This is a genomic window from Burkholderia reimsis (assembly GCF_003294055.1).
In the GTDB taxonomy this organism is placed as follows: domain Bacteria; phylum Pseudomonadota; class Gammaproteobacteria; order Burkholderiales; family Burkholderiaceae; genus Burkholderia; species Burkholderia cepacia.
In genome coordinates this window covers 1-25,097 of the sequence record NZ_QMFZ01000024.1, presented here as the reverse complement: position 1 = coordinate 25,097, position 25,097 = coordinate 1, and the positions used below count along the sequence as shown (strand labels likewise).

The 25,097-nt window shown below is 67.0% G+C and carries 27 protein-coding genes; 14 read left to right on the top strand and 13 right to left on the bottom strand.

The annotated features are described in order from the left end of the window. Positions 1 to 176: 176 nt before the first annotated feature. Positions 177 to 692 (bottom strand): gamma-glutamylcyclotransferase family protein, encoded by a 516-nt coding sequence (locus DPV79_RS25250; RefSeq protein WP_027790679.1) that lies wholly within the window; start codon positions 690 to 692, stop codon positions 177 to 179. Then, positions 689 to 997, bottom strand: coding sequence for an acyl carrier protein (locus tag DPV79_RS25245; RefSeq protein ID WP_051392129.1), 309 nt, complete (start codon positions 995 to 997; stop codon positions 689 to 691). The genes DPV79_RS25250 and DPV79_RS25245 overlap by 4 nt, the downstream gene beginning before the upstream one ends. A 169-nt stretch (positions 998 to 1,166) precedes the next feature. Here DPV79_RS25245 and DPV79_RS25240 point away from each other — a divergent pair, with 169 nt between their 5' ends. Together DPV79_RS25240 and DPV79_RS42770 are read left to right on the top strand one after the other, a co-directional pair. Then, the gene (locus DPV79_RS25240) at positions 1,167 to 1,802 is read left to right on the top strand and encodes a glutathione S-transferase family protein (protein ID WP_113046736.1); all 636 of its coding nucleotides are present in this window, start codon (positions 1,167 to 1,169) and stop codon (positions 1,800 to 1,802) included. Positions 1,803 to 2,367: 565 nt separating this feature from the next. Beyond that, positions 2,368 to 2,715, top strand: coding sequence for a hypothetical protein (locus DPV79_RS42770; RefSeq protein ID WP_165843560.1), 348 nt, complete (start codon positions 2,368 to 2,370; stop codon positions 2,713 to 2,715). A gap of 70 nt (positions 2,716 to 2,785) precedes the next feature. Here DPV79_RS42770 and DPV79_RS25235 read toward each other — a convergent pair whose 3' ends face one another. Both DPV79_RS25235 and DPV79_RS25230 read right to left on the bottom strand, forming a co-directional pair. Beyond that, entirely contained in the window at positions 2,786 to 3,196 is a 411-nt protein-coding gene (locus DPV79_RS25235; protein WP_059687532.1) for a GNAT family N-acetyltransferase, read from the bottom strand. Between the two features lie 178 nt (positions 3,197 to 3,374). Next, complete coding sequence (locus tag DPV79_RS25230; RefSeq protein ID WP_059488885.1) at positions 3,375 to 4,502, bottom strand: aminotransferase class V-fold PLP-dependent enzyme; 1,128 nt, start codon at positions 4,500 to 4,502, stop codon at positions 3,375 to 3,377. 335 nt (positions 4,503 to 4,837) lie between these two features. Here DPV79_RS25230 and DPV79_RS25225 point away from each other — a divergent pair, with 335 nt between their 5' ends. Further along, complete coding sequence (locus DPV79_RS25225) at positions 4,838 to 6,019, top strand: serine hydrolase domain-containing protein (RefSeq protein ID WP_113046735.1); 1,182 nt, start codon at positions 4,838 to 4,840, stop codon at positions 6,017 to 6,019. 92 nt (positions 6,020 to 6,111) lie between these two features. Here the strand turns inward: DPV79_RS25225 and DPV79_RS25220 are convergent, their stop codons facing one another. The 4 genes from DPV79_RS25220 to DPV79_RS25200 all read right to left on the bottom strand — a co-directional run bounded on the left by DPV79_RS25220 (position 6,112) and on the right by DPV79_RS25200 (position 10,912). Next, the gene (locus DPV79_RS25220; protein WP_113046734.1) at positions 6,112 to 7,284 is read right to left on the bottom strand and encodes an NAD(P)/FAD-dependent oxidoreductase; all 1,173 of its coding nucleotides are present in this window, start codon (positions 7,282 to 7,284) and stop codon (positions 6,112 to 6,114) included. Between the two features lie 195 nt (positions 7,285 to 7,479). After that, entirely contained in the window at positions 7,480 to 8,631 is a 1,152-nt protein-coding gene (locus DPV79_RS25215) for a branched-chain amino acid ABC transporter substrate-binding protein (protein WP_113046733.1), read from the bottom strand. A 416-nt stretch (positions 8,632 to 9,047) separates the two neighbouring features. Beyond that, positions 9,048 to 9,239, bottom strand: coding sequence for a CsbD family protein (locus tag DPV79_RS25205; protein WP_021162612.1), 192 nt, complete (start codon positions 9,237 to 9,239; stop codon positions 9,048 to 9,050). Positions 9,240 to 9,379: 140 nt separating this feature from the next. Then, positions 9,380 to 10,912: a PAS domain S-box protein gene (locus DPV79_RS25200; protein ID WP_113046731.1), complete on the bottom strand. Its 1,533-nt coding sequence runs from the start codon at positions 10,910 to 10,912 to the stop codon at positions 9,380 to 9,382. Positions 10,913 to 11,283: 371 nt separating this feature from the next. Here DPV79_RS25200 and DPV79_RS42765 point away from each other — a divergent pair, with 371 nt between their 5' ends. The 3 genes from DPV79_RS42765 (at position 11,284) to DPV79_RS25190 (ending at position 12,116) form a co-directional block, all read left to right on the top strand. Then, positions 11,284 to 11,448: a hypothetical protein gene (locus DPV79_RS42765; protein WP_165843562.1), complete on the top strand. Its 165-nt coding sequence runs from the start codon at positions 11,284 to 11,286 to the stop codon at positions 11,446 to 11,448. Positions 11,449 to 11,511: 63 nt separating this feature from the next. Next, entirely contained in the window at positions 11,512 to 11,862 is a 351-nt protein-coding gene (locus DPV79_RS25195; RefSeq protein ID WP_113046730.1) for a BON domain-containing protein, read from the top strand. 56 nt (positions 11,863 to 11,918) lie between these two features. Continuing rightward, complete coding sequence (locus DPV79_RS25190; RefSeq protein ID WP_021162617.1) at positions 11,919 to 12,116, top strand: CsbD family protein; 198 nt, start codon at positions 11,919 to 11,921, stop codon at positions 12,114 to 12,116. Between the two features lie 364 nt (positions 12,117 to 12,480). Here the strand turns inward: DPV79_RS25190 and DPV79_RS25185 are convergent, their stop codons facing one another. Then, positions 12,481 to 13,509 (bottom strand): DUF1338 domain-containing protein, encoded by a 1,029-nt coding sequence (locus tag DPV79_RS25185; RefSeq protein WP_059687527.1) that lies wholly within the window; start codon positions 13,507 to 13,509, stop codon positions 12,481 to 12,483. 226 nt (positions 13,510 to 13,735) lie between these two features. Between DPV79_RS25185 and DPV79_RS25180 the strand changes: the two genes are divergently transcribed. Next, positions 13,736 to 14,692, top strand: coding sequence for a LysR family transcriptional regulator (locus DPV79_RS25180; RefSeq protein WP_111938965.1), 957 nt, complete (start codon positions 13,736 to 13,738; stop codon positions 14,690 to 14,692). Positions 14,693 to 14,711: 19 nt separating this feature from the next. Here DPV79_RS25180 and DPV79_RS25175 read toward each other — a convergent pair whose 3' ends face one another. Next, positions 14,712 to 15,245: a hypothetical protein gene (locus DPV79_RS25175; protein WP_244321806.1), complete on the bottom strand. Its 534-nt coding sequence runs from the start codon at positions 15,243 to 15,245 to the stop codon at positions 14,712 to 14,714. A 36-nt stretch (positions 15,246 to 15,281) separates the two neighbouring features. Further along, a complete protein-coding gene (locus tag DPV79_RS25170) occupies positions 15,282 to 17,411 on the bottom strand; it encodes a TonB-dependent receptor (protein ID WP_113046729.1) in 2,130 nt (709 codons plus the stop codon). Between the two features lie 924 nt (positions 17,412 to 18,335). Between DPV79_RS25170 and DPV79_RS25160 the strand changes: the two genes are divergently transcribed. Further along, entirely contained in the window at positions 18,336 to 19,964 is a 1,629-nt protein-coding gene (locus tag DPV79_RS25160) for an NADP-dependent glyceraldehyde-3-phosphate dehydrogenase (RefSeq protein WP_059624114.1), read from the top strand. A gap of 79 nt (positions 19,965 to 20,043) precedes the next feature. Here the strand turns inward: DPV79_RS25160 and DPV79_RS25155 are convergent, their stop codons facing one another. Together DPV79_RS25155 and DPV79_RS42760 are read right to left on the bottom strand one after the other, a co-directional pair. Beyond that, positions 20,044 to 20,676 carry a LysE family translocator gene (locus DPV79_RS25155; protein ID WP_059687693.1) on the bottom strand — a complete coding sequence of 211 codons (633 nt, stop codon included), beginning with the start codon at positions 20,674 to 20,676 and terminating at the stop codon, positions 20,044 to 20,046. A gap of 298 nt (positions 20,677 to 20,974) precedes the next feature. Continuing rightward, entirely contained in the window at positions 20,975 to 21,124 is a 150-nt protein-coding gene (locus tag DPV79_RS42760) for a hypothetical protein (protein WP_165843561.1), read from the bottom strand. A 148-nt stretch (positions 21,125 to 21,272) separates the two neighbouring features. Between DPV79_RS42760 and DPV79_RS25150 the strand changes: the two genes are divergently transcribed. The 6 genes from DPV79_RS25150 to DPV79_RS25125 form a co-directional block, all read left to right on the top strand. After that, complete coding sequence (locus tag DPV79_RS25150; RefSeq protein ID WP_021162626.1) at positions 21,273 to 21,596, top strand: hypothetical protein; 324 nt, start codon at positions 21,273 to 21,275, stop codon at positions 21,594 to 21,596. 88 nt (positions 21,597 to 21,684) lie between these two features. Next, positions 21,685 to 21,918, top strand: a complete 234-nt coding sequence (locus tag DPV79_RS25145; protein ID WP_048021591.1) for a hypothetical protein — start codon at positions 21,685 to 21,687, stop codon at positions 21,916 to 21,918. Beyond that, positions 21,915 to 22,460, top strand: a complete 546-nt coding sequence (locus tag DPV79_RS25140; protein ID WP_027789773.1) for a hypothetical protein — start codon at positions 21,915 to 21,917, stop codon at positions 22,458 to 22,460. Before DPV79_RS25145 ends, DPV79_RS25140 begins: the two co-directional genes overlap by 4 nt. Positions 22,461 to 22,565: 105 nt before the next feature. Then, positions 22,566 to 23,051, top strand: coding sequence for a hypothetical protein (locus DPV79_RS25135; protein WP_042977181.1), 486 nt, complete (start codon positions 22,566 to 22,568; stop codon positions 23,049 to 23,051). Positions 23,052 to 23,293: 242 nt separating this feature from the next. Continuing rightward, the gene (locus DPV79_RS25130) at positions 23,294 to 24,763 is read left to right on the top strand and encodes a PepSY-associated TM helix domain-containing protein (protein ID WP_113046727.1); all 1,470 of its coding nucleotides are present in this window, start codon (positions 23,294 to 23,296) and stop codon (positions 24,761 to 24,763) included. Further along, the coding region (locus tag DPV79_RS25125; RefSeq protein ID WP_133295717.1) for a DUF2946 domain-containing protein at positions 24,741 to 25,097 on the top strand (357 nt) is incomplete at its 3' end. The genes DPV79_RS25130 and DPV79_RS25125, both read left to right, overlap by 23 nt.

The window sequence follows — 25,097 nt, the reverse complement described above, 5'->3', positions numbered from 1 at the left end:
GTCGCAGGCAACGCGCAAGATGCGCATGACGCGCGGATGGTCGAAAGCCTGGTTCATGTTCAACCTTTTGCTCACATGCCCGCTTAGGGCGCCTTTAAAACGCTCGTCGACGTTCGAAGTCGCGAACGCACCGCTGGATCGGGCGCTCTTGTGGAGCGCACGATGCCTTGATTCCGTCATGCCGCACGCGGCGGCCGATCGCGCAGCCCCGCCATGTACGCGACCGTGCGGTCGCGATACGCCGCCGACACGCCCGCGTCGGCCAGCCCGCGAACCAGCAGGTCGCGGTAGCGCGCGCTCGGCGCGGCGTCGCAATCGAGCGTGACCGCGCCGCGATACGTCAGCGCGTGTACGCGCTGCCCGCCGGGCGCCAGCACCTCGACCGCGTAGCGGACGTAGCGGCCGAGATGCACGCCTTCGCGACGCTCGAGCGCGTCGAGCATGCGCATCGGCAACCGGTATAGCGCGCCCTCGACGATCGCACCGGCAGCCGGCTCGATGTTCGCGCAGCAGACCGGCTCGTTGAGCGACGCGTAATTGAACGCGAGGCGATGGCCGTCGAGCCGCGCCGCACCCGCGAAGTACGTCGCCGCGTCGCAGCCGAGAGACGTCGACAGGCTCGCGAGGTTCATGCACGAGCCGTATGCGAAATACGCGAACGGCTCGTCACGAAGCAGGTCGTCCGGCGTCATCGCGACGCGCTCGCGGCATGCGGCGTGCCGAGCACGTAGTGGTCGTAAATCGCCGCGACCGACGCGATCGAGTCGAGCACGAAGTCGCCGATCGGGATGTCGATCCTGAGCGTCTGCTCGATGAACAGCACGAAGTGCACAAGCGACAGCGAATCGAGCAGGTTGGCGTCGAGCAGGTTCGTCTGCGCGGTCACGCGCGCCGGCGCGCCCGGGTCGATCCCGGCCAGAAACGTCTTCACGCTGTCGATCAATTCGTCGAGGCTCATCATCCGCATCACGATCACGCTCCAGAAACGCACGTTCATCCCGGCCCGCGCGCATCGCACTGGCCGGCTTCGTCTTCACCGAACCGCAAGATCCTTCACATCGTCCTTCGCTTTTGACTTTCGATCGGGCGTCATGCACCATGCGACGCGTCGACACGACAAACCCGGTCAGCATCTCCACCAGAGATAAATAGGAGACTTAATCAATATGACAACTCATACGCTGTTCTACTGTCCCGGCCATCTTTCGTTTGCACCGCACGTCATCCTGCGCGAGCTGGGCGAACCATTCGAACTCGCACTCGTCTCGATCAAGGACGGTGCGACGCAGAGCGCCGAATTCCGGCAGCTCAACCCGAAAGGCAAGGTGCCCGTGCTGCACACCGGCGACGACGTGCTGACGGAGTCGTCGGCGATCCTGCTTTATCTCGCGCTGCGCTTTCCGCAGGCGCGGCTCGTGCCCGATACCGCAATGGGCCTCGCACGTGCCGTCGAGTGGATGAACTGGCTGGCGTCAGTGTTGCCCGGAACGGTCGCGCTCAACTTCCATCCGTCGCGTTTCAGCGAGGACCCGGCTGCGCACGACGGCATTCGCGCGAAAGGCCGCGCGGGCATCCTCGCTGCGTATGCGCAGATTGACGAACGGCTCGCGGCGCGCGACTGGGCGCTCGGCGAGCACTACTCGATCGTCGATCCGATGCTGCTGATATTTTTCAAATGGGGGAACATGCTGAAGCTCGACATGCGCGGGTTCGAACATTGGGCCGCGCATACGGAATGCATGCTCCGCCGCCCTGCCGTCGCGACCGCGTTGTCGGTCGAACAGATCTCGATCTGGGCGTAGCGGCGAAGCCGGGTCGGGTTTGCGCCCGATCCGGAATGCCGCCCGCGTCCGTCGCGTCTCCTTCATCTTCTCAGGTCCTTTTCGCCGCTTTTCTTTGTCTGTTGCGCCGATCCTGCACACGCGCGCGCACATGCGTCGCGCACGCCGCGGATCGTCCAGGCCACGACTCCGGGAACAGGAGCCACGACCGCAATCGCATATGACGTTCTCTGCTTGTGCGGCGCTACACCGCTCAGCTCATTTTCTGCGATCGCATCGAATGCGTGAACAATGCAACATCCATTTCGTGACGTCCAATATATTTTTCGTCTTCCACTAAGTCGCCACGCATATTAATCAGCGATTGGCCGGCGAGTCCGATATTGCCAATCCTGGCGAATTGATTGCGGCGAATGGAGCGGGATTGGCGTGCATTGCCGGGGCAAAATCGGCTTCGACTGGCGACCAACCCCGAGCGGTCTCGATATGGCACGTCAGCAACGCAATCCAGCTTCCGGATTTCGTTGAGTGCATTCGCTGAATGCTTCGGCTGCCGGCGTCGTGCCGGCTTGTTCCGTCGAGGTCGTTGTCAGCGCAACGAAAGCCACGGTGGCCATGCGGGACAGCGGCCCGCCGCTCGCGAACGACAAAGTCGAGCCCGGCTGCGCATTGCTGCGTATCGCTGGGTATTGCCGAACGCACGGCGCCAGCCGGCCTGTGGTTCATTCGGATCGTCGATGCCGACGCGGCGGCGCAGGTGCGCCGTGCCGCCGAACAAAATGAAATTGACCGGCCCGCCATCGGCAGCAAACGCGTCGCCGCCTGGGGCCGTGAACATGACAACGAAAAGCAGGCGCGCTCAGTGCAAAAGCGTGTCGACAAACTCAAGGAAGACCGGACCGTCGCCACGATGAGCGGCGGTGAGCGGCGGTGAGCGCGCACTTATGCTGTTTCCAGCACGGTCGACGGCAAGCGATCACCCGCGATGATCGGCCTCCCGCGCGCTACGCAATCCGCAGGAACATCCCCGCCTTCTCCGGCAGCGACGACGGCTGGAAACCATAACGTTCATAGAACTTCGGCGTGCCGTGATCGGCCATCAGGCTGACATACGCGGTCGGCGGCGCATTCTCGTGAACGTAGCCCATCAGCGCCCGCATGATCAGGTCACCTACGCCTTTCTTCTGGTGAGCGGGCAACACCGCGATGTCCACGATCTCGAAGAAGCAGCCGCCGTCGCCGATGACCCTGCCGATTCCGACCGGCACACCGTCGCAGTAAGCCACGACGCTGAAAAGCCCGTTCTTCAACCCGATCGTCGCGGCCTGTTCCGACTTCCTGCTCAACCCTGCGGCAAGACGAATGTCGATGTAGACGGATACCGGCGGAACTTCGTGTCGAACGATGTATGCCATGCGAGCCTTTCAGGTAAGCCGTACAGGCGGAGGGATCGGCCCCGCCGCGGATGACTCCGTCGAACCCGGAGCCCGAACGCGCGCATCAAACGAGACCATGACGACGAATCGGGCGAGGCGGCAGGCCGCGGGTACAACCACCCACCGCCCACGGCCTCGCCCAGGTCCGCAAGGCGGCTTAGAGAATCCGCTCCAGCGCGTCGGCAAACCGCGCAACCGCACCGTCGACATCATGCAGCTTGTCCAAACCGAACAACCCCAGACGGAAGGTCTTGAAATCCTCCGGCTCGTCGCATTGCAGCGGCACGCCGGCCGCGATCTGCAAGCCCACGTCGGCGAACTTCTTCCCCGATCGAATCCCGTCGTCGTCCGTGTAGCTGACCACGACACCCGGCGCCTCGAAACCTTCAGCCGCGACGCTCCGGAAACCCTTGTCGGCCAGCAGCGCGCGAATGCGCTTGCCGAGCTCGAGCTGCTCCGCCTTCACCTTGTCGAACCCGTATGCCTCGGTTTCCTTCATCACGTCGCGCAGCGTCGTGAGGCTGTCCGTGGGCATCGTCGCGTGGTACGCGAACCCGCCGCCCTCGTAGGCTTCCATGATCTGCAGCCACTTGCGGAGATCGCACGCGAAGCTGGTGCTGGTCGTGCCATCGATGCGCTCGCGGGCGAGCGGGCTCAGCATGACCATCGCGCAGCACGGCGACGCGCTCCAGCCCTTCTGCGGCGCGCTGATCAGGATGTCGACGCCGCTCGCCTGCATGTCGACCCACACCGTGCCGGACGCGATGCAATCCAGCACGAACATGCCGCCGACCGCATGCACGGCGTCGGCCACCGCGCGCAGATACGCATCGGGCAGCATCATCCCGGACGCGGTTTCGACATGCGGCGCAAAGACCAGATCCGGCTTGTGTTCCTTGATCGCGGCGACCACTTCGTCGAGCGGGGCCGGCGCATACGCGGCCTGCCGCCCCGCTTCGACCGGGCGCGCCTTCAGCACCGTCGTTTCGGACGGAATGCTGCCCATGTCGAAAATCTGCGACCAGCGGAAACTGAACCAGCCGTTGCGGATGACCAGGCACTTCTTGTTCGTTGCAAACTGCCGCGCGACGGCTTCCATGCCGAACGTCCCGCTGCCCGGGACGATCACGACCGACTTCGCGTTGTAGACTTTTTTCAGTGTGCCGGAGATGTCGCGCATGACGCCCTGAAAGCGCTGCGACATATGGTTGACCGAGCGATCGGTGTACACCACCGAATATTCGAGGAGCCCCTCGCGGTCAACATCGGGAAGTAAACCTGGCATGCTCGCCTCCGGTGAAAAATGAACGATGAATTCCGGGCAAGCAGTGTCCGCGACGCGATACCGCCCTGCCCCAATGCAATTGCGCTGTTTCCTCGACGAAAGCAGATTCTAACGAACGCCGCCCGCCGCTTGGGGCATATTTTGGCGGCTGCCCGGCGCAGGCCCGGCATGACGCACCGCAACGCGGCTGCCGCGGCGCCCGGTTCAATCCCCTGCCCCGTGGCCGCCCGCGCCGGCCGGTGCGGCGCACGAAGCCCTGTTCGACGTATGGATAAACGCCACTTCCGGGGCATGCCGCCTACCATGTCGGCTCACCTTTCACGACAGAGTCTTCGATGATCCCCAACCGCGCATCATCCCGGCAGCCGTCGACCGATCCCGCACTCGCCGAGCGCGTCGATGCGGTACTGTCCCGTCAACTCGAAACACATCGCCTCGTTGGTGTGGTCGTCCTGATCGCACGCGACGGCGAACTCGTCTATCGCCGCGCGGCCGGGTTCGCCGATCGCGAAGCGCGCACGCCGATGCGCGAGGACACGCTGTTCAGGCTCGCATCGGTGACGAAGCCGATCGTCTCGGCGGCCGCGATGGCGCTCGTCGCGCAACACAAGCTGTCGCTCGACGACGACGTCACGCGCTGGCTGCCCGAGTTCCGCCCGGCGCTGCGCGACGGCAGCGTGCCGGTGATCAGGGTGCGCCACCTGCTCACGCACACGGCCGGCCTCGGCTATCGCTTCACGGAAGCCGACGCGACCGGCCCCTATGCGCGCGCGGGCGCCTCCGACGGGCTCGATGCCGCATCGATCACGCTCGCCGAAAACCTGCGCAGGATCGCGAGCGTGCCGCTGCAGTTCGCGCCGGGAACCGGCTGGAACTATTCGCTTTCCATCGACGTGGTCGGCGCGCTGATCGAGGCCGTCAGCGGGCTGCCGCTCGCCGACGCCATCGACACGCTCGTGCTCCGCCCGCTCGGCGCCCGCGACACGGGATTCGTCGCACGCGACGCCGCGCGGCTCGCGACGCCCTACGTCAACGACACACCGCAACCGCACCGGCTCGCCGAAAACGAGACCGTACCCATCTTCGACGGAACCGTCGGCGTGACGTATTCGCCGTCGCGCGCGCTCGACGCGGATGCGTTCCCGTCGGGCGGCGCCGGGATGGTCGGCACCGCCGGCGACGTGCTGAACCTGCTGGACACGCTGCGCGCGGGCGGCGGTTCGCTGCTGCCGGCCGACCTGGTCGACGAGATGGGCCGCGCCCACACCGGCAACCTCGAATTGCCCGACCTGCCCGGCGCGGGGTTCGGAATCGGGTTCTCGGTATTGCGCGACCCGCTCGCGGCGGCATCGCCGGAGTCGGTGGGCACGTGGCGCTGGGGCGGCGTGTACGGGCATTCGTGGTTCGTCGACCGCGCCCGGGGGCTCACCGTCGTGTCGCTGTCGAACACGCTTTACGAAGGGATGAACGGCCAGTACACGATCGATCTGCGCGACGCGATCTACGGCGCCGGCTGACACGCGCAACAAAAAAAGGCCCGACACGGTCGGGCCAATGAGTCGAGACACAAGGAGAATCCCGCCCACCACACGGGGCGGGGTACGCCGCGCTACACGACGTTCTTTTCGACGATCGGCCGGTTTTCCAGCACTCGCGCCCAGCCGAGCGACGACAGGTCGAGCGTGTCGTAACGCCCGCCCAGAATGAGTTCGCTGACCCCGCGCCCCGTCGCCGGCCCCTGCTGCAGCCCGTGGCCGCTGTAGCCGTTCGCGAACACGACGTTGTCGAGGTCCGGGTGATACCCGATGATCGCGTTGTGGTCGAACACGTTGTACTCGTAGTACCCGGACCAGCAGTTCTCCACGCGCAGCGCCTCGAACTCCGGCACGCGGTTCGCGAGCGTCGGCCAGATCACCTCGTCGAACAGGTCGTGGTCGACTTCGTCGAGCGGCAGGTCGTCCGGATCGCGATCCGGGCTCGGCGACGTCCCGCAGATGTACGTGCGCCCTTCCGGCCGGAAATACACGCCGGTCGGGTCGATCAGCAGCGGGCAATCCGTGAGCCTGGCGGGCGACGACACGTTGAAGATGCTGCGCCGCCGCGCATGGACGGGGATGTCGATGCCCATCATCGACGACAGCGTGCGGGCCCATGCACCGGCCGCGTTGACGAGCGTGTCGCACGCATGGCGTTCGCCGTCGGCCGTGACCGCATGCGTCGCCTTGCGGCCGTCGCGCACCACCGCCGTCACGTCGGACGGCACGTAGCGCGCGCCCAGCGCCTGCGCCTTCTTGCGCAATGCCTGCACGAGCCCGTAGCCGTCGAACCAGCCTTCGCCGCTCACGCCATATGAGCCCGATACGAGATCGTCGACGTTCAGCCACGGAAACTTCGCGCGCAGCGCATCGCGGTCCATCAGCCGGATATCCGCGCCGAGGCTCGTCTGCAGCGCATGGTTCTCGCGCAGCGTCGCGTCGCCTGCCGGCGTCGCGAGGAACAGGTAGCCGCCTTCGTGCAGGTCGATCGACGGCTGGTGGCCGTCCACTTCGAGCCGTTCGCCGATCGTGCGCAGGAAGTCGATGCCGAACAGCGACATCTGGATCGACAGCGGCGTCGAGAACTGCTGGCGAATCGACGCGGCCGACAACGCCGACGACGATCTCGCATACGTGGGGTCGCGCTCGATGACGGTCACGGATACCGTGGGATCGGTGGCGCGCAGGAAATAGGCGATCGAGCTGCCGATCACACCACCGCCGACGATGACGACTTGAGAACTCACGACTGACTCCAGTTGCACATGAAGGGCGCGGCCGGCCGGCCGCGCCCGTGGGTTGTTCGTGCCGCGTCGCACGCGGCGTCGCGCGGGCGGACTCGTGCGGCTGCCGCACCGGCGTGCGCCGCGATCGCAACCGATCGCCGATGGCATTTCAGCACGTCCGGCAGCACCGCGAAAGTCCGCGCGCGCCTGTTGCGTTCAATCCGCCGATTTCGTCGTGACGGGCTGCCACACGGCGTTCTTCACCTCGTACAGCGTCGAGCTCGGGTTCTTCAGGTCGCCCGTGTTCGTGAACGCGATCGTGCCCGTGATGCCGTCGTAGCGCGTGCCCTTCAGCGCGCCGTTGAAATCGGCCGGCTTCGTCGAGTTCGCCTTCTGCATCGCGTTGATCGCGATCCACGTCGCGTCGTACGCGAACGGCGCATACGCGAGCATGTCGACACCGTACTTCTGCCGGAATTTCGTTTCGAACGTCTTGCCCTTCGCGAGACGCGACAGCGGCTGCCCGTATTCCCACACGGCCGCGCCTTCCGCCGCGTTGCCGGCCAGCTTGATGAAGTTCGCGTTCATCACGCCGCCGCCCGCGAGGAACTGCGCGCGAATGCCGAGCTGGCGCATGCGTTTCACGAGCATCGCGGCCTGCGCGTCGAGGCCGCCGAAGAACACGAGATCGGCGTTGGTACTCTTGATCTTCGTGAGCTGCGCGCTGAAATCCACCGCCTTGTCGTTCGTGAATTCGCGCGCGACGATCGTGCCGCCGTTCGCCTTCACGGCCTTCTCGAATTCGTCGGCTTCGCCCTGGCCGAACGCCGTGCGGTCGTCGATGATCGCGATGCGCTTCGCCTTCGTCACGCTCGCCGCATAGGCGCCCGCGTTGCCGGCGTTCTGCGTATCGGTCGCGATCACGCGATACACGGTGCCGAGCCCGGCGCGCGTGATGTCGGGATTGGTCGCCGACGGCGTGATCATCGGAATGCCGGCCTTCGCGTAGATCTTCGACGCGGGCAGCGTCGTGCCCGAATTGAAGTGGCCGATCACGACGGCCACCTGCGCGTCGGCGAGCTGCTGCGCGGCCTGCACGCCGGTGCGCGGATCGCTCTGGTCGTCCTGCGACGCGACGACGAACTTCACGGGCTTGCCGCCCACCGTCGGATGCGCGGCATTCGCTTCGTCGACGGCCATGCGCACGCCGTTCTCGATGTCCTTGCCGTAAGCGGCGCCGCCTCCCGTCAGCGGGCCGGCGACGCCGACCTTGACGACCGTCTCCTGCGCGTGGGCCGCGCCCGTCTGGAGCGCGAGAATCGCGGCGGTCAATGCGACGCCGGAAAGCGAACGAATGCGGAACGTCATGACAATCCTTGTTCTGGGGGCCGGGATGCAACGCGCGACCACCGCGCGTCGGCGCCCTCTCGCGTGCCGGTCGTCTCGTCCGCTACCGGGGCGTCGTGCAACGCACCTGGCCGGTCGATCGCCGCAGCTCCGTCTCCGAAGAGCCTTTCATCGCGAAAGAGGTGAATGGATTGTGGGCAGCCAATACCCGTGCAGCAAACGAAATATCGGAACTATGTAGTGAGGATTTGTCATCAAGTTCCGCATGCGCGGCCGGCCCGCGGCCCGCGCAACCGTGAACCGCGGGCAGGCAGTTTTCATGGGAAGCGGCGCCGGCGCCCGTCCATCAAGGCCGGTCGTGGTCATGCCGGCAGCGCATCATCGTTGCGACGACGGCCCGGCCGGCCACCGCGACGCCCGCGGCGCCGCGTCATCGGTCAGTGCCGATCGGCGTCCGTCTGCTTGCGCGCCGCATCCGCCGCCTCGCCGGCCTGCTCCTGAAGCTTGCCGGCCTGCTGTTCGGCGACGCCTTCCAGTTCCGTCTTGCGGTCGCCCGTGACCTTGCCGAGCGCTTCCTTGACCGAACCCTTGACCTGTTTCAGCTTGCCTTCGATCCGATTCCTGTCCATGGTCGTCTCCTGCGATGGTTGGGGAGAACCGGCGGCGTGACGGCCAGCGCCGCACCGCCGAGTGGACAGGATCGCAAGCGGGCGCCGCGCGCGGCAGATGCGGATGCACCAGCGCGCGTGATGCATTCGTACCGACGGCGTCAGTCCTTGCCGTTCTCACCCGCCTTCGCGCCGCGCGTGCCGTTTGCATCGGCCGCGCCGACGATCCCGCGTTCGCGCGCCCACACGATCGCCTCGGCGCGGCTGTGCACGTCGAGCTTCGCGTAGATCGTCGCGACGTGATTGCGCACGGTGTTCGGCGCGAGCCCGAGGCGGCCGGCAATTTCCTTGTCGGCGAGACCGTGGCACAGCAGGTCGAACACGTCGCGCTCGCGCGCGGTCAGGTCCGACAGTTGCGCGCCCGCGTCCGGCGCGTTCGCACGCCGCACGTTCGCCAGCTTCTCGATCAGCGTGCGGCTGAACCATGACGCATCCTGCATCGCCGTTTCGATCGCGTACACGAGTTCCATCTCCGTGCGCTTGCGATCGCTGATGTCCAGCAGCGCGACGAGCAGGCAGTCGCGCCCGTGTATCGCGACGGGGTCGGCCGACACGACGCAGTCGCGCACGTCACCGTCGCGCGTGCGAATCTGCACGTCGGCGTTGCGCACGTTGCCGTCGCGCGCGAGCCGGCCTTCGATGCGCTGCCACGCGCCGCGTTCGGCCCACAACCCGATTTCCTCCGCGGATTTGCCGAGCAGGTCGTCCTGCGCATGGCCCGTCATCGCGGCGAACGCGTCGTTCACGTCGAGCAATTCGAAGCGGTCGGCCGTGACGATCGCGGTGGCGACCGGCGCCATCCGGAACGCCGTCGCGAAGCGTTCCTCGCTCTGCCGCAGCGCGCGCTCGGCCTGCTTGCGCGGCTCGAGATCCATGAACGTAAACAGCATGCACGCCTCGTCGTTCATGTCGATCGGCTGCCCGGCGACGACCACGGCCTTCGTGCTGCCGTCCGCGAGTTTCAGCACGGCCTCCATCTGCGGAATCGTCGCGCCTTCGCCGAGCCGCTCGATCGCGAGCTCGCGCCGTTCGGCCTGTTCGAGCACGTCGATCTCGTACACCGAGCGGCCGAGCACGTCGTCGCGCGCGTGGCCGGTCATGTCCAGAAAACCCTGGTTGACCTTCACGTAGCGCAGGTCGTCGAGCCGGCAGATCACGGCCGGCGCCGGGTTCGCGTTGAAGGTGCGCTCGAAGCGCTCCTCGGCGCTCGCCCATTCGGTCGCGTCGTGCAGCACCAGCGCGAGGCAGTCGGGTTCGCCGGCCGCGTTCGTCAGCACGAGGCTGCGGATGCGGTGGACCCAGCTCACGGTTTCGTCGGCGGCCGATTCCACTTCGACCGTCACGTCGCTGAACTCCTCGCCCGCGATCACGCGATCCATCGGATAGTGGCCGTCGCGCACGGGGTGGTTGTTCCGGTAGCGCAGCCGGAAACGCTCGCGGTAATCGGTGACGGTCGCGCCGAGCGCCTTCAGCTCGGTCACGCCGTGCATCGCGAGCGCGGCCTCGTTCGCCCAGACGATCCGCTGGTCGGGCTCGATCAGGATCACGCCCTCGGTGAGCCCCGCGATGATCTGGTGCAGCTGGCGCCGGTCGGTATGCGACTTGAGCGCCTGTTCGTTTACCTGTTCGTTCATCGAATGGTTGTCCCTGTCGTCAGCATGACTGCCGGCCCGGCTGCAGCTTCGTCGGCACGCGCCGGCCGGCGCGTGTGGCGATGATCGCGCGCCGCATCCGTGCGCGACAGGCGCGGATGCACTAACCGCCATAGTACATTCGCATCGCGTGCCGCCACCGTGCGGCATCCCGCCGATCCCCGAAGCATTCTCCGCGCCTGCTTTGCGCGCGCCGCAACCCGCGAGCGCACCCCCTCCCCGTCACGACGCCCCCGTGCAAACGCACTAGCCGATCAGGTGAATTTGCGCGATGTCCGTGCACGTTCGACCCGGTACGCTGGTTCTGCATCGGCGCTCATGCGCTGCCATCCGAACCGCAGAGGAGAAGCACGATGAAGCTGCATCAGACACCCGATCCGACGCGGCCCGAACCGCCTCCGGACAGCCCGCCCGAACCGCCGCCCGGCACCGAGCCGCCGGTTCCGCTGCCGCCCGACGTGCCGCGCCCGGACATGCCGCCGCGCGAGCCCGGCTACGACACGCCGATCGCCCGGTAACGCGCGGCACGATCCGTGCTCGACGATCAGTCCACTCACCCCATCAATCGAAGGAGAACATCAATGAACAAAATCTCGCACCTTTCGACACTGCTCGCCGTCAGCGCGGCTTTCCTGCTCGGCGCCGCGCCGCTCACGAACGCGGTTGCGCAGGACGCATCCACCGACAACGGCATGAAGGCCGAATCGAACCAGCCCGTCACCGACACATGGATCACGACCAAGGTGAAGGGCCAGCTGGCCGCCACCGACGGCCTGAAAAGCGTCGACATCAGCGTGAAGACCGTCGACGGCGTCGTCACGCTGACCGGCGTGCTGCCGACGAAGATCGCCGTGAAGAAGGCGATCGCCGTGTCGCGCGCGGTCAAGGGCGTGAAGCACGTCGACGCATCCGGCCTGAAGGCGAAGGCCTGACCTCCCGGCGCGGCACGCCGCCGCGCTTTTTATCCCTGCACGACAAGGAGCACATGATGAACGAGGACAAGATCAAGGGCCAGTGGAAGCAGCTCACCGGCAAGCTGAAGGCCAAGTGGGGCAAGCTGACCGACGACGACCTGGCCGTCGCGGACGGCAATCGCGAGTATCTCGCCGGGAAGATCCAGGAACGGTACGGGATCGCCCGCGACGCGGCCGAGAAGCAGCTGAAGGAATTCGACCGCGAGCTGTGACACGACAGCACATTCATCCAACCGCCGCGGCGCCGACGGCGTCGCGGCCACCAGGACCTACGACATGGGCAAATACCTGATCGCCTGGCTGCTCGGCGTGCCGGTCGGGCTGCTGGTGCTGTTCTTTCTGATCACGCACGTGTTCTGACGGCACGGCGCGCGGCATGCGCCGGCCGCTATGCCGCTTTCCAATTTCCACTTTCCCCAATCGCATCGATGACCGTGACGCCGCGATCCGGCATTCGCCCGATCGCGCGTATTGCGCGGCATCGCGGGGTCCCCAACGCAAATCGGGCAGGACGCCCTTGCGTCCTGCCCGATCCGCTCGTCTCTTCCGAAAGCGACGTACCCCGCTTTCGCTTCGTTACTTCGCCGCGTTCGCCGTCATCTTGAAGATGCCCTGCGCGTTGCCCGCATCGAAACGCAGGTCGGTCACCCAGCGGCGCGCCGCCTGGTCGAACGTGCGCTTGCGCGTGATGAACTCGTAGAACGAGCCCGGCACGTTGCGCTTCACCGTGCCGCCGTCGCGCGTGCGGAACTCGCGCTCGACGGTATCCGCACGATACGCGGTCTGGAACACGCGGCCCGAGCGCGAACGCTCGACTTCCGGCTTCATCGGCCGGCCCTTCGCCTTCTCGTCGTCGGACAGCTTGAACACGTCGGCCACGCGGTCGGTCGCATGGTTGAACGCGTTGCCTTCGGTCGCGATCCACGCCATTTCCGCCGATTCCAGCAGCAGCGTTTCGTAGTCGAGCTCGTTCGGCACATCGTGCTGGCGCGCGAACGCACCGACGATCTCCGGCAACAGCGCGTGCGCGGCGTCGAGCGACAGCCAGCCTTCGCGCTCGACTTCCCACAGCAGCGCGACGGCCGCCGGCGACAGCGGATCGCGCGACGAGCTGACGACGTTCGTCACGGCCTGCTGGAATTCCTTCGAGAAACGTTCCGGATGCAGTTCGCTGACGAAGAACTGCGCGATTTCGTCCGGCGCGTCCTCATGCGCATACGCGCGGCCCGTCATGCCGAGCTTGTCGAGCGGGTAACGGCCGTTCAGGCGGAAGCCGAGCGGACGCAGGATGCGCGTGAACGCGGCCTCGCCCGGCGGCAGCGCGCCCGTGTGCGGCCAGCGCACCGTGCGCAGCGCACCGTGGTCGAAATAAACCGAGCCGCCGCTTTCGATCGCGTCGGCCGTATACGCGCGGCCGTTCGCCGAACGCTCGAGCAGCCCTTCGAACAGCGCCATGTTCATCGCCTGCGCGATTTCCGCGCGCGTCACGACGCCGTCCTCCCATTCTTCGAGGATGGCCGGCATGTTCAGGGTCGAGAACAGGGCGTCGGTCTTCGCCTGTCCCAGCAGCTTCGTCAGCAAGCTCTCGATATTCGGATTGCGCATCAGGATTCTCGTCTCGGGGGACCGCCGGCAAACGTGCCGGCAACTCGTCGGCCGGCTGCCCAGCGGGCGCCTGACCTTGCGTGGGGAGCATTATTCAAAGGGTTGCAGCCGGGCGTAAAGCGAGATTAAATTGATACGTGATGAGTTTTTGGAATTATCAGCCGTTCCTCGGCCCCGCCTTCCGCCCGGCGCCGCGCGGGCCTGACCGTCAGACGAATCGAACATCATGCGCAAATTCAAGATCCCCAACATGGGCGCGCTCGTGGCTTTCGAAGCCGCCGCCCGCCACGAGAGCTTCACGCACGCGGCCAAGGAGCTGTTCCTGACGGAAAGCGCGGTATCGCGCCAGATCGCGACGCTGGAAGCCAGCCTCGGCGTGCGGCTGTTCGCACGCGTGAAGCAGCGCGTCGTGCTGACGCGCGCCGGCAAGCTCTACGGCACGCAGGTGCGCCGCGCGCTGGAGGCGCTCGACCGCGACACGCTGTCGATCATCGCGCACGGCAGCGGCGGCGGCTACCTGGAGCTGGCGGTGCTGCCGACCTTCGCGTCGCACTGGCTGATCCCGCGCATCAAGAGCTTCTACGACCGCACGCCCGACGTGCGCGTGAACATGGGCAGCCGCACCGACCTGTTCTCGTTCGAGGACACGCACTTCGAGGCCGCGATCCACTACGGCAAGCCGACCTGGCCCGGTACGTCGTCCGACTACCTGTTCGGCGAGGAAGTCGTGCCGATCTGCTCGCCCGCGCTGCTCGACCGGCCCGTCGAGCGCGTCGAGGATCTGCTCGCCTACCCGCTGCTGCACTCGACGACACGCCCCGGCGCGTGGGCGCAGTGGTTCGAGACACACGGCGTCGAGGACATCCGCACGATGCAGGGCGTGCGCTACGAGCTGCACACGATGCTGATCAGCGCGGCCGCGGCCGGGCTCGGCGTCGCGCTCGTGCCGAAATTCTTCGTCGAGGAACAGTTGCAGCAGCTCGGCCTGGTCGTGCCGTGCGACGCGGCGACGGTCGGCGATTCGGCGTACTACCTCGTGTATCCGACGGAGTTCAGCCACAGCAAGCCGCTGGAGCTGTTTCGCGGCTGGCTGCTCGAGCAGGCGAGCGCGTATGCGGCGCCGGAGTGCGCGGAAGAGGATGCCGATCTGGAGGATGACGAGGACGACGAGGACGTCGAGTAACGGCGCGGCGGCGTCGGCGTCAGGGCGCGGTGGCCTTGCAGGCATGCCGCGCCGGTACGCTGGCCTTGACGACTTTCACCAGCCGCGCGCTATCGGGCGTTTCCAGCCCCGGGCACGCGGTATACAGATCGCGGATCACGAGCGTCGCGCGCCCGTCGAGCCGGCAAATGCCGTGCGGCCGCGCGGCGGGCAGCCGCAGCCCGCGCCGCGCAACGTCCTGGTTCGTGAAAACGATCATGCCCGCACGTTGCGAGCGGTCGGGCAAGCGCATCGCCGACGCATCGTCGTCTTCGAACCACACGTCCGGCCCGATCGCTTCATCGTCGTAATCGACCGCGTAACGCCCCGACAGCGTGATCGTCCGGTCGACATGCACGGCATGGCATTCCGGCTCGGCATCGGCCAGGATCGGCTGCTCGCCCGCCGCGGCCGGGCCGCACGCCAGCAACAATACGGCGCACAACGTGCGGGCGCGGCCGGTCAGGTTCGATATATCAAGCGCTTGGCTGATCATGGGTAGCGAAAGGCGGGCCATCGTGACGACGACCCGCATTGTCGCGCAACGCACGCGTGATGCGCGTGACGAGCGTTACATGTGCCACTTCACCGTCGCGGTGAGCGTGCGCGGGTCGCCGGGCATGTTGTACAGGTCCGCATTGCCGTGCGCGGCAATGAAGTAGCGACGATCGAACAGGTTGTCGAGCGTGAGCGTCACGTCGACCTTCTTGCTGCGATAGCCGGCGCCGAGATTGAACGCGGTGAACGACGGCAGCGTGACGAGATCGCTCGCCGACGTATAACGCGCCGACTGGAACTGCATGCCGGCCGCCGCATAGAAGCCGTACGGCAGCTCGCGCTTGATCCACAGGTTCGCGCTGTGGCGCGGCATCAGCCCGGGCGTGTTGCTCGCCACCGTGACGCCCGCTGCCGTCGATTGCGCCGAGCCGTCGACCGTCCCGTTCAGGTACGCGTAACCCGCATACACCGACCACTTCGGCGCGATCTCGCCGGTGAAGCCCAGCTCCATCCCGTGCACGTGCTGCGTGCCGATCGGCAGCGCGTAGCCGGGATTGTTCGGATCGCCGACCTGCTGGTTGGTCTGTCGCATGTCGAACAGCGCGACGCTCGCCGTCGCCTTGCCGCCGAGGTCGAAGCGCGAGCCGACTTCATACGCGGTGGTCTTCTGCGGCGCGAGCGCGGCGCCGTTCGCGAACGCGCCGGCACTGATCAGCGTATCGGCGAGCGGCGAGAACGACTGGCTGAACGACCCGTACAGCGTCAGCCAGTCGAGCGGTTCGTAGATCAGCCCGACGCGCGGGCTCCACGCGTGATCGGTACGGTCGAGGTTGACGTTCGACGACGTGTAGTCGTGGCGGATCTGGTTCAGGTAGTCGAAACGCAGCCCCGCGAGCACCTTCCAGTGCTCGGTCAGCGAGATCAGGTCCTGCGCGTAGACGCCCGCGAGCCCGATGACGGTCGACGCGTTCGTCTTCGCCCGCGCGCCGGTCGGCACGCCGGGCAGGATCACCTGCTGCGGATTGAACAGATCGTAGGTCGCGACCTTCGACACGCTGTAGATCGTGTCGAACTTCTGCTGCTGCGACAGCTCGAGCCCGTACAGCAGCTCGTGGCGCATGCCGAACAGCGAGGTCTTCTGCGTGAGCTCGAACAGGCCGTCGATGCCGTGGTCGGTGCGCTGGCGCGTCGACTGGTCGAGCGTGACGACCGGGTGCGCGGCGGTCTTGATCGGCTCGTACGTCACGTAGTTCTTGCGTTCGAGCGAGAAGTCGTACGCGCGGATCGCGCCGTGAAACGACAGCGAATCGCTGAAGCGGTGATCGAGCGACACCGTCGCGCTCTTCGCGGAGATGTCGTTGTACGAGCTGTTCGCCGCGTCCGCCGAGCCGTAATACGTGTTGATCGGCACGTCGACCGGCCGGCCGAGATACGCGGGCAGCCCCTGGTCGGACGTGCGGCGGTCGTGCAGGTAGTCGAATTCGACGTTCAGCACCGTGTCGCGGTCGAGCTTGAACTGCGCGGACGGCGCGAACGCCTGGCGGTTGAGCTGGAACTGGTCGCGGAAACTGTTCGAATTCTCGGCCGCGCCGGTCATGCGGAAACGCGCCGCATCGTTCGCGTTCCAGCCGAGGTCGAATTCGCCGCGCCGCTCGCCGCGCGTGCCGAGCGTCACGCCCACGTCGCGCACCGGGTTCGCTTCCGGCCGCTTCAGCACGCGATTCACGATGCCGCCCGCCGAGCCGCGCCCGTACAGCACGGCCGCCGGCCCCTTCAGCACCTCGACGCGATCGACGTTCGACAGGTCGCGGTAGTACAGCGCGTCGTCGCGGATGCCGTCGACGTACTGGTCCGTGATGCTGTTGAAGCCGCGGATCGTGATCTGGTCGCGCTGGCCGTCGCCGACCGAAAAACCGATGCCCGGCACGTTGCGCAGCGCATCCTGCATCGACGTCGCGTTCTGGTCCTCGATCAGTGCGTGCGGAACGACGTTCACCGTCTGCGGCACGTCCATCAGCGACATGTCGGTCTTGGTCGCCGCGCGCGAGTGGCCGCCGTCGTACGACGCATGCTCGGCAGCCGCATTGACGGAGATCGCGGGCAGGGTCGCCGCAGTGTCGCTCGCCTGCGCGAACGAGGTGCGTGCGCCGGCCAGCGACGTGGCGATCAGAAGCGCATGGCAGGCGCTCTTGTTGAGTTTCATCGTGAACGTAGGGGCTGAAGGAAAAACGGCGAACGAAAACGCATCCGGCCAGCGCGCGCATCACGCGGCGAATCGACCGACGAAGCGTTCCGTGAAAGAGACGATGCGCGGGGGATCTCCCCGTCGCATCCGCCGGCCGACGCACAGCCGGCGCGGGTGGCTGCCGGCCGGCGGAACCGGCTCGAAACAAGCCGCGGCGTTCTGTCGCGACTTGTAACGGAGCGAAATATTAAACGAGAATGATTCGTGTTTTTAGTAAATTTTCGACGTGTCGCCTGCCCGCAACGTGCACGCGCTCGGCGCTCTGCATTCCTGACGAATACCTTTCTGTTTGCGCTTTGGTGCGGCTTTTGTGTAACTAAAACGAAAGAATTTCATCTCCCCCATCGGGCGATGAAGGGCCGGGAGCCAGGCGGGATTCGGGATTTGACGACGAAGAGACTGGAGAGGATCACGAAGCATCGGTCGGAGCAGATGGCATGCATTCGAAGTCCGGTGCGCGCCGGACCGGGCAACCCCGACCCGGCGCTCCGGGCAGCCGACCTCGCATCGGCGGTGCGGCGGATCTTCTTCTGTTCACTGCGTGTGCTCTCAGGTTCGCTACATTTTTTTCTTCGCCGCGCCGAGCCATTATCCGCGCAATCCGGCCACAGGGAAACGTTTGCGGGTGCCTGCAGCGTGTTATATCCAGCATTCCGCAACAGTCTTTCCGGATGCTTTCAAGGCATGCGGCACGATTCGGCAAATCTTGCATTCACGCCGGCGTTCCTTTTTAATGGAACTGGTTCCATTCGCTGATTCGGCCATGTTTCCCCGTGACGCTTCGTCGTGCGCGCGTCATCATGCCGATTCAGGATCGAGGATCGCTCAGCTCAGGATTCGCATCGCCCGTCCTTCCCGGACACCCCGTCAAACGAGACCGTCATGCCCGATTCCGCTTCCCTGCAACAGCTGTTTCCCGCCTTTCAGGACATTCCCGCCGAGTACCGGCTCGCTTCGCCGATCCACCAGCGCGTGTCGCTCGTCGACGGCGAATTGCGCCCGTGGGACGGCGCGACCAAGACCGTGCTGTCGCCCGTGTGCGTACGACAGGCGGACGGCAGCGTCGAGCAGGTCGAGATCGGCAGCTATCCCGTGATGGGCGAGCCGGAAAGCGACGCGGCGCTCGACGCCGCGGTGCGCGCGTACGACTCGGGCCGCGGCGAGTGGCCGACGATGAAGGTCGAGCAGCGCATCGCGTGCATGCAGGACTTCATCAAGCGGATGGTCGCGCAGCGCGAACTGGTGGTGAACCTGATCATGTGGGAGATCGGCAAGAGCCTCGCCGATTCGCAGAAGGAGTTCGACCGTACCGTCACGTACATGACGCAGACGATCGACGCGCTGAAGGAGCTCGACAACGCGAACTCGCGCTTCGTGATCGCGGAAGGCACGATCGGCCAGATCCGCCGCACGCCGCTCGGCGTCGTGCTGTGCATGGGCCCGTACAACTATCCGCTGAACGAGACGTTCGCGACGCTGATCCCCGCGCTGCTGATGGGCAACACCGTGGTGTTCAAGCCGCCGCAATACGGCACGCTGCTGTTCGAGCCGCTGCTCGAGGCGTTCCGCGACGCGTTCCCGAAGGGCGTGATCAACACGATCTACGCGCCCGGCGCGGTGGTCGTGCCGCACATGCTCGCGTCGGGCAAGATCAACGTGCTCGCGCTGATCGGCTCGAGCAAGGTGGCCGACCACCTGAAGAAGCAGCACCCGAAGTCGCACCGGCTGCGCGCGATCCTCGGCCTCGACGCGAAGAACGCGGCGATCGTGCTGCCCGACGCCGATCTCGACCTCACCGTGAAGGAGTGCCTGCTCGGCGCGCTGTCGTTCAACGGCCAGCGCTGCACCGCGCTGAAGATGCTGCTCGTGCACCGCTCGATCGTCGACGAATTCCTGAAGCGCTTCACCGCCGCGCTCGAGCAGCTGAAGATCGGCATGCCGTGGGAGAAGGGTGTCAGCATCACGCCGCTGCCCGGCATGCATCGCACGGCCTACATGACGGACGCGATCGACGACGCGAAGGCCAGGGGCGCGCAGGTCGTCAACCATTCGGGCGGCGAGTTCAGCAAGACGCTGTTCTATCCGGCCGTCGTGTACCCGGTGTCGGAAGGGATGAAACTGTACCGCGAGGAACAGTTCGGGCCGATCATTCCGGTCGCGCCGTTCGACGACGTCGAGACGGCGCTCGACTACGTGACGACGTCGGATCACGGCCAGCAGGTCAGCATCTTCGGCTCCGATCCGGTGCAGATCGGCGCGCTCGTCGATCCGCTCGTGAACCAGGTGTGCCGCGTGAACCTCAACTGCCAGTGCCAGCGCGGGCCCGACGTGTTCCCGTTCGCGGGCCGCAAGGATTCGGCGGAAGGCACGCTGTCGGTGAGCGACGCGCTGCGCGCGTTCTCGATCCGCTCGATGGTCGCGGCGAAGCAGACCGACAGCAGCAAGCAGCTGCTCGATTCGATCGTGTCGGATCACACGTCGAAGTTCATCAACACGGGCTTCATTTTCTGAGTACGGCGGCCGCGCGGCACGGCTCGCTCACTCGCGAGCCGCTTGCGCCGGCCGTGCGCCCGCATGGCCGGCGCAAGCGCTACACGTTCGACACCAGCAGCCGAATCCCCGCCACGCCGAACACGACGGCGAGACACGCTTCCATCGCGCGCCGGCCGCGCACGTACAGCCGACGCGCGCCGTTCATCGAGAACACGAGCGCATAGCCGCCGAACACCAGGCACCCGATCACGAGGCAGCCCGGCACGACGGCGCCGTGCGACGCGCCCGCGCCATTCGACGACAGCGCGACGATCGACACCCACACGAGGATCGCCTTCGGATTGGTCAGGTGCAGCATTGCGCCGCGTACGTAGAAACGCGACAGCCGTTGCTCGCCCGCTGCGTTCAGCGACGTCGCCGCCTTGCCCGACCATGCCGTGCGCCCCGACTTGAATGCCAGCCACATCAGGTACAACCCGCCGAAGATCTTGATCGCGACCAGCAGCTTCGACCACGCCAGCAGCGCGGCCGACACGCCGAGCGCCGCCACCGTCGCCCAGACCATCGACCCTGAAATCACGCCGAGCGCAAACGCGAGCGCCGCCTTGCGGCCCTGGTTCGCGGCGACCGACATGATCGCGAGATTGCTCGGCCCGGGGCTGGCCGTCCCGATGAAATAGGCCGTGTAGGCCAACAGCAGGTTGGCCGAGAAAAAAGCGTGGACGCTCATGTCGAACCTCGCAGGGATGATCAGCGCATTGTTGGCAAACGCGCGCCGTCTGCCCATGGACAATTGGCCGGCAATTCGCTGGGCCAGTTGGACAGGTCGTGCAGCCGGCTCGCCGTGGGCGAATCCGTCTCGGTTTTGAAACACCCGCCACGTTCGCCGCCGGTTTTCGCCGCCGGTGGCGGCCATCCCGCAGCGCCGCCTCCGGCCGGCCGAACGCCCTGACAGGCGCGGGCGGCAGGCGCGCGGCGGCCCGTTTCGTCGGCCCGCCATGGAACGCGCGACGCAATTTATCCCCGCGTTACGTTACATCCGTGAAGCATTTCGCTTCGCCGGACCGCCCCGCGCACCCGACATGCATCGCGCCGCGCAGGTAGATGGCCTCCTCGATCGCCGCCACGATCCAGTACCGGCGGGACTCGCCGCCCGGCATCGCACCGTCGCTCAACATTGCTCAACAATCGTCCCGCTGCGCTGGTACGGAACCTGCATTCCATTCGGGCGAGACAGCCGCGCCGGTCATCGCGCGGACACAAACCCACCCTCGGGCGCGTCCAGCCGATACGCCCGAACGATTCGCGCAAGCAACGAGGCCCTTCATGGATGCGCTGCCCAATTCGTCCGACACGTCGTTCCAGCTCTTTCTCGCGAAACTGCTCGAACAGCCGTTGCCCGACTGGACCGAAAAACAGCAGATGGAACTCGAGATGGCGCGCTCGCTGTCGACCGAAATGGTCCACCTCGCCGAGGACATGCGCGGCCGCACGCCCGATCTCGCACGCTGCCTCGTGCTGCTCCGCTACGCGAAGGTGCTCGACTTCATGCTGACGTCGCTCGCCGCGCACCGCGACATTCATCCGCAGACGCTGCGCACGCTGTTCCGCCTCGCGAACCTGAAAGTCGACGATGCGTATCCGGCCTGAGCCGGCACGACGCAGCGGCTGCCGCGGGCGGCAAGCACGGCCACGGCGGCCATTCCCGATTCGTGCGCACGCCCGATAATCTCGCCGCATGAGCATCAGGAACCGGACATCCCGGCTGGCCGGCGCGCTCGGCGTGTTCGTGAAACGCTACGGGCGCAAGGCTCAAAAGCATCTCGACCCGAACGATCGCCGCTACGATCGCGACGTCGAGCGGGCGATGCGGCGCATGTCGCCCGCCGACCTGTCCGATCTGCTCGCCGGCAATGACGACACCGCAAACGACACCCGGGCCGGTTTCGCCGACACGAGACGCACGCCGTGAACGCCGCCGACTTCGACCGGATCTGGCCGGCCATCTGCGACACCCCGGCCTGGTCGGTGACGAAGGGCCAGGGCAGCTTTCTCACGTTCGAATTCGGGCAGCCCGCGCTGCATGTCAGGGAGCCGCTCGCCGGCTCGCCCGGCCTGTCCGCGGCGTCCCGGGACAGGCTCGCGTCGCGGCACGTGACGGTCGCCGGCAGCGGGCATCTGTGGATCTGCTACTGCCACTGGTCGATCGCGCTCGACGGCCTCGAACTCGCGCACAGCGAATCCCGCTCCGGCGACATCGCCGCCGCCGCGCAACGTCTCGACGGACAGATCCTGCAATCGGTCGCGCCGCACGCCCAGCCGGGTTCGTGGGCGTTCGACTTCGACCTCGGCGGCAAGCTGACGACCTGGCCATACGGCGACGACCCGGCCGACGAACAGTGGCATCTCTACGACCGGCGCTCGGGCAACGTGCTCACCGCCCGCGCGGACGGCACCTGGTCGTATGGCCCGGCGAACGCGCCGCCGGAAAGCGGATCGCCCGGTTCCGGATAGCCACCGCGCGCGCGCCGCCTCCTCTTCCGGCAGCACGCCGGGCTGATGCCGTGCATCAGCGTGACGAGCGGCCCCGCACCGCAAACGGAGGTACAATCGCGCGCCATGAACGCACTTCGCCGCTTCCTGCTCCGGCCAGGCGTCGCGCGACAGCTTCTGTGGGGGTTCCTCCTCGTGACGCTGCTGTCCCGCGCGCTGATGTCGGGCGCCGTGATGCTCGATCCGGACGGTCCGGATGCGGGCTCGGTGGTGCTGTGTTCGGGCCGCGGCCCGCTGATCGTCGACGTGGCCGCGCTGGCGGCCCGTTTCGATGCCGGCGCGCCGATCACGCCGGCCAACGATGCGCTCGCGCTCGCCGATGCGCTCAAGCATGACGCGCACGCCGACAACCCGGCTTCCGCCGGAGGCGGCGACAGCCTGTGCGCATTCGGCGCCGCGCTGTTCACGGCGCTCGCGTCGTTCGTGCTGCTGGTGCTGCTGTTTCCGGGCGCCGTCCCGCGGCGCTTCCGGATTCACGTCGCCCCTCTTCCGTTCGTGCGATCGATCTTCGACGATCGCCCTCCTTCCCGCGCGCCTCCCCTGTTCTGCTGACGGTTCCGCCTCGCGGCCCGCGCGCATCGATATGCACGGGCCTGCACGCCGTTCGTCTCATATGACCTGATTCAAGCGTTCATCCGCCTGCCCGCACCGCGCGGGCGACGCCGTCATGCGCACCGTCCGCGCATGGCGTCGCGCCGCCCGCTCCGTCGCTGCGTGCAGGCGGGCGCAACGCACGTTGACGTCCGCCGGCACGCGCCGGCGTGGCCGCTCAACGAACACGAGGAGCTGACACCATGTCGACCACCGTCGAGCGGGCCCTCTCGCCCGCCCATTCCGCCCACGCGGGTTACCGGACGCTCTGGCGCTGGCACTTCTATGCCGGCCTGTTCGTCATGCCTTTCCTGGTGATCCTCGCGATCACGGGCACGCTGTATTGCTTCCAGCCGCAGATCGAGCCGCTGCTGTATCCGCACCGGCTCGTCGTCGAGCCGCGTGCCACGCCGCGCCTCGATCCCGACGCGCTGCTCGCGAGTGCACGCACCGCAATGCCGGCCGGCGCGACGCCGGTTTCCGTCCAGGTCTCGACCGCGCCGGACCGCAGCGCCGAATACGTGTTCCGGCTGCGCGACGGCAGCCGCGAGAGCGTGTACGTGAACCCGTACGACGGTAGCGTGCTCGGTACGCTGAGCGTCGAGAACCGCTTCATGCAGATCGACCGGATGCTGCATCGCAAGCTGCTGCTCGGCAAGACGGGCGAACTGCTGATGGAGCTCGCCGCGTGCTGGACCTTCGTGATGATCGGCACCGGCATCGCACTGTGGTGGCCGCGCGGCACGGCGCGCGTCGGGCGCGCATTGCGGCCCGACCTGTCGCTGCGCGGCCGGCCGCTGTGGAAAAACCTCCACGCGACGGCCGGCATCTGGCTCGCGGCCGGCACGGTGGCGTTCATCCTGACGGGGCTGCCGTGGTCGGGTTCGTGGGGCAAGAATTTCAAGGCGCTGGCCGCGACCGTGAACCTCGGCGCGCCGGAAGGCGCATGGGGCGGCGCGTCGGTTCGCTCGACGCGCCCGGGTGCCGCCGCGGCGCCCGGGCATGCGCCCGCGCAGGCCGCCGCACCCTCGGGCCATCACCACGAATCCGGCGAGTCGATGCCGGGGATGGTGATGGACGACCTGCCGTTGCCGCAAACACCGTGGGCGGTCGGCAACGTGCCCGTTCCGCATTCGCCGTCGGCGCCGACCCCGGCCCCGCTGCCGCTGGCCCGCGCGATCGCGATCGTCGCGGGCCTCGGCGTGACGAGCGGCTACACGCTCGCGCTGCCGTCCGGCGCGGACGGCGTGTTCACCGCGTCGTACTTCCCCGACGACCCGCAGGCCGAGCGGACGATCTACCTCGACCAGTACAGCGGCGCCGTGTTGAAGGACATCCGCTACGACGACTACGGCGCGGTATCGCGCGCCGTGTCGTACGGCACGTCGCTGCACATGGGCCGCTACTTCGGGCTCGCGAACCAGATCGTCTGCGCTGTGTTGTCGCTCGGGCTGGCCGCGATGGCCGTCACCGGCACCGTGATGTGGTGGAAACGGCGCCCGGCCGGCAAGCTCGGCGCGCCGTCGCGCGAACGCGACACGCCGCCGATGCGCGGCTGGATCGCGGGGCTCGTGCTGCTCGGCATCGTCTTTCCGCTGATGGGCGCGACGATCGTCGCGGTCTGGTTGATCGACCGTCTGCTGTTCGGCCGTGCGGCACGCGCGGCAGCCTGATTCGTCGCGCGCCGTCGCACGCCGCGCGCCGACACGGCAAGCCCGGGCCACGGCGTGGCTCGGGCTGTTCGCGCTCGTGCTCGCGCTGGTCGCGCCGCTGATCTCGCAACTGCGCGCGAGCGCATCCGAATCCGTTGGCGGCCTGCCGGCCGCGCCGATCTGCTCGGCAACCGGCAATACGCTCGTGACGCACGCGGAACCGCATGCGCCCGCCGATCCGCATTTCGAACGCTGCGGTTATTGCGGCCTGCTCGCCGGCCATCCGCCGTTGCAGTACGCGGCGTTCCTGTCCGCCGCCCCGGCCGTGCAGCATGCGCCGCCCGCGCCGCCGATC

What these genes read in the sequence shown, in the direction of transcription:
- DPV79_RS25130 (WP_113046727.1), top strand. Translation starts at nt 23,294, where the DNA reads ATGTCGACCACCGTCGAGCGGGCCCTCTCGCCCGCCCATTCCGCCCAC.
- DPV79_RS25185 (WP_059687527.1), bottom strand. Translation starts at nt 13,509, where the DNA reads ATGCGCAATCCGAATATCGAGAGCTTGCTGACGAAGCTGCTGGGACAG.
- DPV79_RS25235 (WP_059687532.1), bottom strand. Translation starts at nt 3,196, where the DNA reads ATGGCATACATCGTTCGACACGAAGTTCCGCCGGTATCCGTCTACATC.
- DPV79_RS25150 (WP_021162626.1), top strand. Translation starts at nt 21,273, where the DNA reads ATGGATGCGCTGCCCAATTCGTCCGACACGTCGTTCCAGCTCTTTCTC.
- DPV79_RS25225 (WP_113046735.1), top strand. Translation starts at nt 4,838, where the DNA reads ATGATCCCCAACCGCGCATCATCCCGGCAGCCGTCGACCGATCCCGCA.
- DPV79_RS25190 (WP_021162617.1), top strand. Translation starts at nt 11,919, where the DNA reads ATGAACGAGGACAAGATCAAGGGCCAGTGGAAGCAGCTCACCGGCAAG.
- DPV79_RS25160 (WP_059624114.1), top strand. Translation starts at nt 18,336, where the DNA reads ATGCCCGATTCCGCTTCCCTGCAACAGCTGTTTCCCGCCTTTCAGGAC.
- DPV79_RS25230 (WP_059488885.1), bottom strand. Translation starts at nt 4,502, where the DNA reads ATGCCAGGTTTACTTCCCGATGTTGACCGCGAGGGGCTCCTCGAATAT.
- DPV79_RS42765 (WP_165843562.1), top strand. Translation starts at nt 11,284, where the DNA reads ATGAAGCTGCATCAGACACCCGATCCGACGCGGCCCGAACCGCCTCCG.
- DPV79_RS25250 (WP_027790679.1), bottom strand. Translation starts at nt 692, where the DNA reads ATGACGCCGGACGACCTGCTTCGTGACGAGCCGTTCGCGTATTTCGCA.
- DPV79_RS25245 (WP_051392129.1), bottom strand. Translation starts at nt 997, where the DNA reads ATGAACGTGCGTTTCTGGAGCGTGATCGTGATGCGGATGATGAGCCTC.
- DPV79_RS42760 (WP_165843561.1), bottom strand. Translation starts at nt 21,124, where the DNA reads ATGTTGAGCGACGGTGCGATGCCGGGCGGCGAGTCCCGCCGGTACTGG.
- DPV79_RS25180 (WP_111938965.1), top strand. Translation starts at nt 13,736, where the DNA reads ATGCGCAAATTCAAGATCCCCAACATGGGCGCGCTCGTGGCTTTCGAA.
- DPV79_RS25240 (WP_113046736.1), top strand. Translation starts at nt 1,167, where the DNA reads ATGACAACTCATACGCTGTTCTACTGTCCCGGCCATCTTTCGTTTGCA.
- DPV79_RS25170 (WP_113046729.1), bottom strand. Translation starts at nt 17,411, where the DNA reads ATGAAACTCAACAAGAGCGCCTGCCATGCGCTTCTGATCGCCACGTCG.
- DPV79_RS25155 (WP_059687693.1), bottom strand. Translation starts at nt 20,676, where the DNA reads ATGAGCGTCCACGCTTTTTTCTCGGCCAACCTGCTGTTGGCCTACACG.
- DPV79_RS25145 (WP_048021591.1), top strand. Translation starts at nt 21,685, where the DNA reads ATGAGCATCAGGAACCGGACATCCCGGCTGGCCGGCGCGCTCGGCGTG.
- DPV79_RS25215 (WP_113046733.1), bottom strand. Translation starts at nt 8,631, where the DNA reads ATGACGTTCCGCATTCGTTCGCTTTCCGGCGTCGCATTGACCGCCGCG.
- DPV79_RS25200 (WP_113046731.1), bottom strand. Translation starts at nt 10,912, where the DNA reads ATGAACGAACAGGTAAACGAACAGGCGCTCAAGTCGCATACCGACCGG.
- DPV79_RS25135 (WP_042977181.1), top strand. Translation starts at nt 22,566, where the DNA reads ATGAACGCACTTCGCCGCTTCCTGCTCCGGCCAGGCGTCGCGCGACAG.
- DPV79_RS25205 (WP_021162612.1), bottom strand. Translation starts at nt 9,239, where the DNA reads ATGGACAGGAATCGGATCGAAGGCAAGCTGAAACAGGTCAAGGGTTCG.
- DPV79_RS25195 (WP_113046730.1), top strand. Translation starts at nt 11,512, where the DNA reads ATGAACAAAATCTCGCACCTTTCGACACTGCTCGCCGTCAGCGCGGCT.
- DPV79_RS25175 (WP_244321806.1), bottom strand. Translation starts at nt 15,245, where the DNA reads ATGCGGGTCGTCGTCACGATGGCCCGCCTTTCGCTACCCATGATCAGC.